The sequence below is a fragment of the Staphylococcus sp. HMSC13A10 genome (assembly GCF_001808005.1).
Classification (GTDB): Bacteria; Bacillota; Bacilli; order Staphylococcales; family Staphylococcaceae; genus Staphylococcus; species Staphylococcus pasteuri.
In genome coordinates, this window is record NZ_KV791875.1 from 1 (window position 1) to 11,934 (window position 11,934).

Annotated in this window: 7 protein-coding genes and 1 pseudogene; all 8 read right to left on the bottom strand. The window is 31.9% G+C overall.

Going from position 1 to position 11,934, the window contains the following annotated elements; all coding sequences use genetic code 11:
• Positions 1–63: 63 nt before the first annotated feature.
• The 8 genes and pseudogenes from HMPREF3125_RS08850 to HMPREF3125_RS08885 all read right to left on the bottom strand — a co-directional run bounded on the left by HMPREF3125_RS08850 (position 64) and on the right by HMPREF3125_RS08885 (position 11,574).
• On the bottom strand, positions 64–1,686 hold the full coding sequence (locus HMPREF3125_RS08850) for a BCCT family transporter (RefSeq protein ID WP_017636654.1): 1,623 nt from the start codon (positions 1,684–1,686) through the stop codon (positions 64–66).
• Positions 1,687–2,035: 349 nt separating this feature from the next.
• On the bottom strand, positions 2,036–3,328 hold the full coding sequence (locus HMPREF3125_RS08855) for an anaerobic C4-dicarboxylate transporter family protein (RefSeq protein ID WP_070453286.1): 1,293 nt from the start codon (positions 3,326–3,328) through the stop codon (positions 2,036–2,038).
• Positions 3,329–3,760: 432 nt separating this feature from the next.
• Positions 3,761–4,324: an anaerobic ribonucleoside-triphosphate reductase activating protein gene (nrdG, locus tag HMPREF3125_RS08860; RefSeq protein ID WP_029055930.1), complete on the bottom strand. Its 564-nt coding sequence runs from the start codon at positions 4,322–4,324 to the stop codon at positions 3,761–3,763.
• A pseudogene (gene nrdD, locus HMPREF3125_RS08865) lies at positions 4,321–6,171 on the bottom strand (anaerobic ribonucleoside-triphosphate reductase). The gene nrdG and the pseudogene nrdD overlap by 4 nt, the downstream one beginning before the upstream one ends.
• Positions 6,172–6,454: 283 nt before the next feature.
• Positions 6,455–7,246: a CHAP domain-containing protein gene (locus HMPREF3125_RS08870; protein WP_017636659.1), complete on the bottom strand. Its 792-nt coding sequence runs from the start codon at positions 7,244–7,246 to the stop codon at positions 6,455–6,457.
• 355 nt (positions 7,247–7,601) lie between these two features.
• On the bottom strand, positions 7,602–8,819 hold the full coding sequence (locus tag HMPREF3125_RS08875; RefSeq protein WP_046467181.1) for an ArgE/DapE family deacylase: 1,218 nt from the start codon (positions 8,817–8,819) through the stop codon (positions 7,602–7,604).
• 251 nt (positions 8,820–9,070) lie between these two features.
• The gene (locus HMPREF3125_RS08880; protein WP_017636661.1) at positions 9,071–9,688 is read right to left on the bottom strand and encodes an NAD(P)-binding protein; all 618 of its coding nucleotides are present in this window, start codon (positions 9,686–9,688) and stop codon (positions 9,071–9,073) included.
• A 20-nt stretch (positions 9,689–9,708) separates the two neighbouring features.
• A complete protein-coding gene (locus HMPREF3125_RS08885) occupies positions 9,709–11,574 on the bottom strand; it encodes an assimilatory sulfite reductase (NADPH) flavoprotein subunit (RefSeq protein ID WP_070453289.1) in 1,866 nt (621 codons plus the stop codon).
• Between the last annotated feature and the right edge of the window lie 360 nt (positions 11,575–11,934).

The window sequence follows — 11,934 nt, forward strand, 5'->3', positions numbered from 1 at the left end:
CTACTAACCTAATAAAATTAGGAGTAGTGCTTTATATTTCTGTCCCACTCCCATTTTCTTATTCTATAAATTATCGTCTTGTTCTTCTTCTCTAACTTGAACAATCCTCAATGAGCGTCTTTCTATTTCTTTATGTTTTTCAGCACGCGTTTGTAACTTGATACGATCGTTACCTAGAGTAATCAAGAATGAAATCATCATAAATATAAATATAACTATCAGCGGTACACTGGCTAATATGGAAGCTGTTTTTAGAACTTCTAATGCTCGCTCCCCGCCTACTAACATTAATGAGAATGGTAATAGACATAATGCAAATGCCCAAAATAAACGATTGGCTCTTAATGGTTCGCCTATTACTTTTTTCTGAGATGCAGCAGCTAAAATATATGATCCTGAATCAAATGTTGTTGCTAAGAATAAGAACGCTGATACTAGGAATAGAACAATAATCAGTGATGGGAATGGTAGTTGATGCATCACTTCAATAATTGTCGACTCTGTACTGTGATGATTTAAAAAATCTACTACGTTAAATTGTCCTGAAATTTGTAAATAAACAGCATAATTACCAAAAATACCGAAGAATAGAACACAACCTAAGGTACCATATAACATTGTACCCAGTACTACTTCTTTTAATGTTCTACCTTTTGAAATTCGAGCAATAAATAACCCTATAAATGGTGCGTAAACTAACCACCATGACCAATAGAAAATAGTCCAATCTTGTGGGAAATGAGACTCTTTACGGTGCCCTATTCCTCCAAATGGTTCAACCCAAGTTGCCATATGGAAAAAGTCATTAATCATATTCCCTAATCCAGTAACTGTTGTTTCCATAATAAATATTGTTGGTCCTACGATGAATACAAATGCTAATAGTAGGAACGATAACCAAACGTTGACGTCACTTAATTTTTGAATACCTTTTTTCAGTCCAGTATAAGAGCTAACTGCAAAGACAACAGTAATCGTCAAGAGAATGATTGAACGCATAATCATGTTATGACCATCAAGTCCTGTAAGTCTTTCAATACCTGCTGAAATCATAGGCACACCTAATGCTAAGGATGTTGCCGCGCCGCCTAATAATCCAAAGATAAATAAGATATCAACTACTTTACCGACAAATTTGTCAGTTTGGCCTTTTAAAATTGGACGGCATGCTTGGCTAATTTTATAAATTGGTTGCTTTTTAACAAATACTAAATATCCAATTGGTAATGCTGGTAGCACATAAATTGCCCACGCTATGGGTCCCCAATGGAACATGCCATATTGAGTCGCGTATTGGAGAGCCTCATCAGACATACCTTTAGCACCGTTTGGTGGCACTTGATAATAGAATGCCCATTCAATGACACCCCAATATAAAATATCTGAACCTATTCCTGCACAGAACAACATTGCTGCCCAAGTGAAAGTATTAAATTCTGGTTTATCAGTTGCTTTACCCAAAGTAACATTACCGTACTTGCCAAATGCTATGTATAATACGAAACAAAATATAACTAAACCTAAAAACAAATAAACAGAACCAATGGAATTTGAAATAGCACTATTGATATCTGTAATAATTGTTTCACTTGCTTTCGGGAAAACCATCATAGGTATAACAGCTATAAGTAATACTACGACTACACCTATAAAGGTCGTCCAGTCCATAACTTTTTCCTTTTTCAATCGTGATCCCCCTAATACTAAATGATTTATGAATCTTGATGTTCTATAAGTTACACGCTCAAAATTATTCGATTCACAAAATTGACAATAACGAACATTTAATAATAATGCAAATTACATACAAACAATAATAGCAGTCAAATTGAATATTTATATAATTTTCGTCATATAATTCATCACTATTAATTGTCTTGACAACAGTGTTAAGTTTAGATTTAACGTATTGAACAAACTTTACTTTAGTTTAATATTGAATTTTTATACACAATAAAAGAATATTTATTTATTTTAAACAAAAAACTATCTTCCATACGAATGATGAAAGATAGTTGCTATATTTATATATTTGTTAATAACCTAATAAGAATTTTAATGCAAAACCAATGATGATAGATACGACAATGACAAAGAATCCTGGAATGATGAAACTAGTTGGTCTTGTTCTACCTGTTTCATCTAATTCAACTGCAAACAGTAATGTTGGTTGTGCAGGAATTACAAAGTTAACATTAAGTGTTTGGATCATTGCGACAAAATAAATAGGCGGAATACCTAAACTCATAACGATAGGTACCATTATAGATGCAGTCGCAGTTTGAGAAATAACAATCATCGCAACAACTGAAACTAAAATAATAACTAACCAGGGTGTATTACTAATTGTTGCGCCAATATCTTGTTTTAATATTTTCAAGTTATTCGGTGCATTAAATATAGTTGCACCTAACCAACCTGGCCCTAACACAGCAAATAAAGCACCAAATGCTGACTGTGTAATATGAGAAGTTAAAATGTCAGAAGTGTTAATTTTCGCTAGTAATAAGTTTGTTGCTGCACTTAAATACATAAAGAATTGAACAATATCAGTCATTTCAACATTAACGGTTTTACCATTCACATTAAATGATGGCATCAAATTCGGAAAAATGCCGAATGTTAAAATACACAATACACATAATAAGAATGCTAGCACGCCAAATTTAACCTTTTTAGAAAATTGACTTTGCAACGTTTCTTCAGGTAACTCAACTAACTTATGTGATGGTATTGGATCTTTTTTACCGACAAACGTACAAAATACACTTAATAAAAGCATACTCAATATAGCAGTAGGTAATACGATACTTAAATATTTACCCATTGAAATTTCATAACCTGCTAATACAGAAATGATGTATGCTGTAGCTGAAGCAGCTGGACTACATAAAAGTGCTAAATTAGCTGTCAAAACTGATGCAGTTAAAGCATTTTTAGGCTGTATATGGGCTTTTTGGGCAGTCTTTGCAATAATTGGTTCTAATGATAAAGCAATATTTGCAGTACCTATACCAAAAACAAAGATAAATACAATCATAGGTGCGATAAAAATGATTGATTTAGGAAATCTTTCGATAACTTTTGATGCAATATATACTAGATAATCAATCCCGCCAGTAGCTTGTAACGTACCTCCTGCTATACCTATTGAAAGTATAATTAATACTGCAGTTACTGGTGCTGAACCTGGTGGCAATTGAAATCCGAAGATCATAATAAGTTGGGCTACGATGGCAAAGATTCCACAGCCAAGCGCGCCAGCTGTTCTTAAACCGAGTAGCACTGCTAAAATCATAATGATGATTTCTATTATAAATAGTAGCAATTCATGAACCCCTAATCTTTATTGAAGTTAAATTTTGGAACATTAATATTTTATCACTTTAATATGTGATAAGTATATATTTTCATATTTGATTATAAAATCAAAATCATGTTTTTTTATGTATAAAATATCTATCAGAACTGTTGTATCAATGGTTTTAATACAGTCAAAAATTAGTAACAATTGAGAAAATACATAATTTTAACCTGAGACATTGGCGTATGTCTCAGGTATGTCTCATTTCACTTATTCATTTATTCTGTTTCTTCGCTTGACGTCGCTTTTTATAAATAGTTTCTTCGATGATTGAACCTGCGATAAGACCGATGGCGATAATCCATTTACCAATTAGTAACCACATAATGTCTCACCTTCTCTATCATTGACTTACTATTATATTTCCCTATTCAACTATTTTAATTCATCACATGATTATACATACTCAAATGTTGATGGACCGCTATAAATATATTCAACTACATGATGGTTCTTTAAAGAAAGTGGCACATCAATGACTCTTTGATTTAATGATCCTTTATAAGGTAAGTTAGGACGATACAATTGTGTTATAAACATTCCATCCACTAAAACGTCTACATATTCTAATAATTGATGACGTTTACCTTTATTTTGCGCTAAATATTCATATTGAAACCCAGTCCATACCCATATAGACTTTTGCTGTCCAAAATGTTGTCGAAACGTTTGTACTAACTTCAAGGTTACGTCTAAATTACAAAATGGTTCTCCACCTAAAATACTTATGCCACTTATAAAATTAGGTTCACAATATGTGATAATTTCTTCTAATATATCATCTGTAAAAGGTTCTCCATATCTAAAATTTTGTGCAGCTTCGTTATAACAATTAAGACATTGAAATGGACAACCAGAAACGTAGACACTACAACGTACGCCTTCTCCATCTACAAAACTATGCGTCTCTATTTTAGCGATATATCCACGCCCATTTTCAATTTTCAAATAAGATTTCATGCTTTAGATTCCTTCATATGTTTAACACGGGCGCACATTTCTTTATGTCTACCTTCAATGACAGGACGTTGTACTGGATTACCTAAATAGCCACATGTACGTTTAACTACATCTACTGTTTCTGGGTTATCATTGCCGCATTGTGGACATTTATAACCTTTCTTAGTAGACTCAAAATCTCCATCAAAGCCACATTCATAACAATGGTCAATAGGAATATTGGTTCCTAGGTACCCTACTCTTTCATAAGCGTAATCCCATACTGTCTCTAATGCCTTAATATTATGATTCAATTTTGGGTATTCGCAATAATGTATAAAGCCACCGCTCGCATAATATGGATAATCCTTTTCAAAATCAATTTTTTCAAATGGTGTAATATCTTTTCTTACATCATAATGAAATGAATTTTGGTAATAACCTTTATCTGTGATATCTGGAATGTCACCGAACCGTTCTTTATCTAATCGACAGAAGCGATCTGTCAAAGATTCACTCGGTGTACTATAAATACTGAACCAAATATCATATTGATTGGTCCATTGTTCTTGAAGACGTTTCATTTCCTTTAATATTTCTAGCGTAAATGCTTTTGCTTCTTGATTATGCTCCCATTCAGGGCCATAAAAAACTGTTGCAGTTTCATATAACCCAATGTAACCCATAGAAATGGTAGCTCTTTTATTTTTGAATAAAGTATCGACTTGTTCATCATCGTTAAGTTTGTATTTAAATGCACCACTTCTATACAGAATAGGAGCATTATTGACTGTAGCACTTTTTAGTCGTTCAATTCTATATACTAATGCATCATGCATTAATGTCATTTTGTCGTAAAATAGTTTCCAAAACGTCGTCATATCCCCTTCTGATTCTAAAGCTATTCTAGGTAAATTTAATGTCACGACACCTAAATTACAACGACCATTATTTTCAAATTCTCCTTTGTCATTGCGCCAACTTGGTAAAAATGATCGACATCCCATTGGTGCCTTAAAATCACCTAATAATTCAACAATTTTATCGTAATTTAAAATATCTGGATACATACGTTTCGTTGAACATTCTAATGCGAGTTGCTTAATATCATAGTTAGGATTATTTTGCTTCAAATTCACACCATCTTTAATCTAAAATACTAATTTTGGGAAAATAGCTGTTACCCTATCTTTACCTAGTCCTTTAATTCTTGTATTCAAAATAGCTTGCTGTATTTTTCGACTTAATCGATCAGTTCCTAATCCAAAACCTAAAGTCACAAAAGGTGTTTGGCCATTTGATGTATATAAAGTATTAATTTCATATTCCAAACTTTCTATAGCATCGTTAATATCTTTTGTAACTTGTTCGTCTATATACTTTTGAATCTGGTCTTCTTTCACATAATTATGAGCCATTTCACTATGATGCCGTTCATTACTTTCTGCGTATTTACTAAGTAATTCGTCTACACGATCAACTGTACAACCACCGTATTGACTACTAGAAACATTAGCAATAATTTGTACAAGTTGTGCTGACGCTGTTTGAATGGATTTAGGAGAAGTTACATTAGCATTACCGATTTCAAAGCCATTTTTTAACATACTTTCTGCATCTATAAGACAACAATTCGTTAAAGGTTGAAATGGATGATAATCTAAATCATGAAAATGAATATCACCACTTTCATGTGCTTGCGCTATATGTTTAGGTAATAAGTAATTTAAAGCATATGATTTAGAAACAATTCCTGCTGTTAAATCTCTCATTGTGGAAAAAGTATTACTATCTTTATTAGCATTTTCATTTACTATAGTTGGGTCTTTTTCTATAAGTCCAGTTAATGATTGTTCTAGTTGATTCATCTTTTCACTCTTTTCTATATATAGTGTCTAATTTAAACTTAATCCACTATATATAGTTATTCAATGGATAACTCGACACTTAACCAAACTGTCATAAAGTTTTTACCAATTAATGAACAACTATAAAATAATTCTTACATTATTGATAGCAATCCAATTGATAACAATGCGTGCGCTACTATATTAGTACTCTTATTTTAATCAGCATAAATAACTTATTTTTTAAAATAAAAAAAGACAAACCCACCTCATGGTAAGTTTGTCTTAATAAACTCAATCTATATTATGAAATATAGTTGTATGAACCAGCTTGGCTAGCTGAAATTGTACGAGTTGATACGTTACCTGGTCCACCATTATAGTTCATTTCTGAAACTTTAATTGAACCGTCAGAATTTACATTTTCAACATAAGCAACGTGACCATATGCACCTTGTGATGTTTGCATGATTGCACCTTGTTTAGGTGAATTACTTACATTATAACCATCTTGTGCAGCAGCGTTTGCCCAGTTGCTAGCGTTGCCCCAGTTAGAACTAATTTTTCCGCCAACTTTGTCATATACATAATAAGTACATTGACCAGCTGTGTATGCATTTGAACCAGAGCTTGATTGACCTGAAAATGCAGTTGAATTATTTGATGATGGCGCATTTTGTGTAGTTACTTTAATATTTTTATCTGATGTTGAATAATCAGCACCTAATCCGCCACCTTGGTTATTTGAATTATTTGCTGTATAAGATTGTGTAGATTGATTATTATTTGTTGTAGCGTTATTTGAATTGTAGCTTTGAGTTCCTTGGTTACCATATGAATAACTATAGTAATTACCTTGTTGTGGTTGTTGAGCTTGTTGTTGATTTTGTTGGTTCTGTTGGTTAGGACTCCAATTACCTTTCCAATCGTAATTGTAATTACCTTGTTGGTCTATTGTGTATGTGTATTCATATGAATAAGGATCATTAGGATTATATCCATTATTATTGTTTTCTGCTGCATCTGCATCATGTTGCATTAAACCAAAAGTTGCGAAACCTGCTGTTGCGATTGTAGCTGTAGCGATTTTTTTCATTTTAAATATCCTCCTAAAGATTGATATAACTGTTTATTCTCTTTATCTCGTGGCTACCTTCAATTTTCAATTAATAAAAGTTTTTTACTCGTTAAATAACGACAAGTCACACTCTAACAGACATACAAGAGTTTGTGGTCAATGTTAATGTTTTGTAAATGAATCATAATAATCCAACATTTTTTGTAAAATTGTTGGATATCGTTGTAATGGCTTTCAATTCATTGCCTAGGCTATTATTTAATTATATTTATATTATTTATTACTGTTTATGTAATTTATCTGACAATTACAGACATAAAAATACTAAGATAATAGCTTTATTTCTACTATTATCTTAGTATTTGATAATCTATTAATGTTGATTCAAATAATTCAATATAACTTGTTGATACATATCTATATAATCTAAATATCTAGATTTATAAACATATTCGTCTGTTTGATGTGCCAACGTTATATGTCCTGGTCCAATAATAGCTAAATCAAAATCTTCATCTTTATCCCCTAGTAATTCTGCTGCATCTGTTGCACCAACCATACCTGATACTTTGAAGTCGTGATTATATTCTAAAAATGTGTTTATTAAACGATTATCTTTATGCGTATAAACTGTAGGATGATTAACAGTGACTTCTACAGATAATCTTTCACTGTCTATTTCTTTTACAGTATCTTTAAATAACTTTTCAATAGCAACATTATCATATTCTGGCACTGTTCTTATATTAAATTCTGCGTAGGCAGATTCTGGCACTGTATTGAATTGCTCGCCTCCTCTAATAATTGAGTTTACAATTACTAGGCCTGCTGCCACATCTTCCTTTAGGTCACCATCATTATAATGACCTTGCTCTCTAATACATTCATCAATATAAGGATGAACATCAAGCGAATGTTCTTTTTCGTTCTTTTTGATTTCAACATATTTTTCTTTAATCCTTTGTATGAATGCAATTAATGAATTGATTGCGTTGTGCCCTAATGATGGTAAAGATGAATGTGCCGGTATGCCTTTAGATGTTACTTTTAATCCCATAGATCCCTTTGTTGCGTAAAAAGCGAAACCATCTGATGGTTCAGCAATGATCATTCCATCTAAATCATTAACATATCCTTGTTCTTTAAATAATTGAGCACCTGACATTTCTTTTTCTTCTGCAGCAGTAGCCATTAATCTAATTGTCCCTTTTTGTAAACGACCCGATTCCTTAATCTCAATCATGGCTATAATTAATGCTGCTAATCCACCTTTCATATCTGTTGTTCCACGTCCATACAACTTGTCATCTTCTTCAGTTAATTTAAAAGGATCATATTTCCATTCATTATAATCTCCTGCGTCAACTACATCCATGTGTCCTGATATAGCAATTTTAGGCTTTCCTTCACCTATTTCAGCAACTAAATTAGCACGACGATTGTCAACTTTTATTATTTTCGAATCAATATCATATTTGTTCAATAATGCTTTAAAATAATTACAAACCTCAAGCTCATTATCATTTTCAGTATTTATTTCTACAATATCAGCTAAAATTTTTATTTTATCTTCTTCTGAAAATACACTCATGTCATCATCCCCATTGTATTCCATGTAATTAATCACTTTACATTAAATATTTCACTTACAACCAATAAATAAACACTATTTTAAATATGTATTTTACTGTGTACCGATTTTTTGGGAAAAAACGAAGAGGATACGATGAAATGTCAACTTTCTTCATCGTACCCTCTATTAATTAAATAACGAATTATTTACTGTTTATAAACATAGTTAAATGTATTATTAAAACTCTTATACATACTTCAAGACGTCCTCTATCTATATGAATTCATAGATTCAAGCCAACTTATAAATGATTGTTGTTCTGCTTGATTAAAATATTTTTTAGACAAAATATCTTTAAGTAGTTGCTGTTTCTTAGACGAATCTATTACTTTCGCCTTAATTAATTGTCTTGCCTCATATAAGAAATCAATATAATTCTCATAAGATTTGTCATATGTTTCAGATAAATCTTGAATAATTTGTTTTCCTAATTTGGGACTTGCACCTTCTGTGGAAACACTGATAGTTAATCTTCCTCTTCTAAGTTGATTAGGAAACGTTATATTACCTTGTTGGGCATTACCAACATGATTAAATAGTGTGTGAGGGGATATATGATTTTTAATTTCATCGTTAACATGCGCTTGATTTGTAGCGGCAATCACTAGGTCGGCATTGTTTACATCTGATGCTTCAAAAGATTTTTCTTCCCACGTAATCTGTTGCTGTCGTACTAGTTGTTCCAATATATCTGTAATATGCGGACTGACTACATGAATTTGTGATGTATATTCAAGGAGCAAACTTACGCGACGAGTGGCAATTTTTCCGCCTCCAATAACAACTACATTCATATTTGTTAAATCAATCATTATTGGCATTTGCATGCGTAATCCCCATTTCTATTTTAATAGACATCTCTTTGATATCTATTTTCTTTTTTCATTTGTTTTAGATAATCTTCAGCTTCTGTTTCAGATAAATTTTGTTCTTTTATCAATACTTCTTTAATTGTTTGATGTACATCTTTAGCCATTTGTTTTTCGTCTCCACAAATGTAAATAGCCGCTCCGTTTTGAATCCATTCATTAAATTGCTCACTATTTTCTAAAATACGATGTTGTACGTACACTTTGTGTTCAGTATCTCTAGAAAAAGCAACATCTAGTTGAGTTAGATAACCTTTATCCAACCACTCTTGCCAATCTTCCTGGTATAGAAAATCCGTTTCAAAATGTTGTTCACCGAAGAATAGCCATGTATTTCCTTTTAACCCAAGTTCTTCTCTTTCTTGCATATAACTTCTAAATGGTGCAATGCCTGTTCCTGGTCCAATCATGATAACTGGAATATCACTATCTTGAGGGAATTTAAAATTCGGATTACGTTTTAAATAAATTGGTACTGTATCACCCGGTTGAAGGCGTTCTGCAAATTCTACAGAGCATACACCTTTTCTATTACGACCATGTGATTGATATCTAACTGCACCGACCGTAATATGTACTTCATCAGGTATCGCTTTATAACTACTTGAAATTGAATACTCTCTAGGCGGTAATTTTCTCAATAATTGGAATAGGTTTTCTGGTTGTAATTCTGTTGTATCAAAATCATTTAATAAATCGATAAGGTTTCGACCGTCAATATAATTTTGAATCCATTCTTTATCTTGAACTTTCTCTTTTAAATCATCATTATCAAATAACACAGCAGCATTTTCTAACAATGGCTTTGTTAGTTTCGTAATTTCAAAATAGGATGATAAGGCTTCTTCTAAGTTAAGTGTATCTCCATCATCGTTGATAAGTACTTGATCTTCATAATCCCAACCTAATGTACTGATTAATAACTCTACTATAGCTGGATCGTTTTGTGGTAACACAACAATACAATCCCCTGGTTCAAAGTCTTCACCAAAATTATCTAATAGTAATTCAACATGACGTGTTTCTTTATTTGATCCTTCACCATTTAAATTAATATTTTCTAATACTTCCGCTTCATAAGGATTTGATTTAGAATATTTTCTTTCTTTTGCTAATTTTATAGACTCACTTACCACCTGTTCACTCTCTGTATCTTCAGGTTTAGAACCAATTGAATTAATCACATTGGCCATCCATTTTTCAGCGTCTTCTTCATAATCTACATCACAATCTATACGGTCATAGATACGTTCAGCACCTAATTCATCTAATCTAATGTCAAAATCTTTACCAGCTTGACAGAAATATTCATAGGTTTGATCACCTAAAGCTAATACTGAAAATCTTACACCATCTAATTTTGGTGCTTCGCGTCTATGTAACGCTTCGTGAAATTCAAATGCATTGTCTGGTGGGTCACCTTCGCCATATGTTGAGGTAATAATAAATAAGTCTTCTACTTTCTTAAGATCAGAAGTATTGAAATCTTCCATTGATTTTAATGTGACATCGTTTCCTAGGTTCACAAGTCTTGCTTCAAATATTTCAGCCAAACTTTGTGCATTTCCTGTTTCAGAACCATATAAAATGGTAATTGTTCGCGATTCTGGAGTAACTTCTGGTTCCTTTTCAGCTAGTAGCGCTTCAGTCTGTTGGTTACTTTGTACTGAATCACTTGAGTTCAACGTGGAAGTTGATTCTTTTTCATTATTTGACACTTGTTCACTAGCTAAAATGTATCCACTTAACCACATTTTTTGTTCGGGTGATAGTGTTTGAAGTAATTCATTAAGTTGTTCTGCTTGTTCCTCATTGAAAGGACTATTTGTGATGTTAATCTTCACTGTTTCCACCTCTTATCTTCAATACTAAATTCTTTAAATCCGTACTTTATATATGAAATGATTTGTCGTTCTATATTTTTTATTAATTTTAAATTTAAACGTTCAATCTGTAAGCGTTCAAATACTAATAGCTAATCATCTTAAAATTCTATTATACATATTAATTTTTAAGTCGGATTCGATTACTTTCATTATGTACCAAAACGTTAAAACAGTAAATGATAGTGTAATTACATCTCTTTTTTAGTACCATTTGATACGATTTGATTTCAAATTTAAAGATAAGTGGTTTATAAACAGTATCTTACTTAACATTTCTCAGGAAATAATACCTTTATTGGTAAGAGTTATGCACTAAAT

What these genes read in the sequence shown, in the direction of transcription:
- HMPREF3125_RS08870 (WP_017636659.1), bottom strand. Translation starts at nt 7,246, where the DNA reads ATGAAAAAAATCGCTACAGCTACAATCGCAACAGCAGGTTTCGCAACT.
- nrdG (WP_029055930.1), bottom strand. Translation starts at nt 4,324, where the DNA reads ATGAAATCTTATTTGAAAATTGAAAATGGGCGTGGATATATCGCTAAA.
- HMPREF3125_RS08875 (WP_046467181.1), bottom strand. Translation starts at nt 8,819, where the DNA reads ATGAGTGTATTTTCAGAAGAAGATAAAATAAAAATTTTAGCTGATATT.
- HMPREF3125_RS08880 (WP_017636661.1), bottom strand. Translation starts at nt 9,688, where the DNA reads ATGCAAATGCCAATAATGATTGATTTAACAAATATGAATGTAGTTGTT.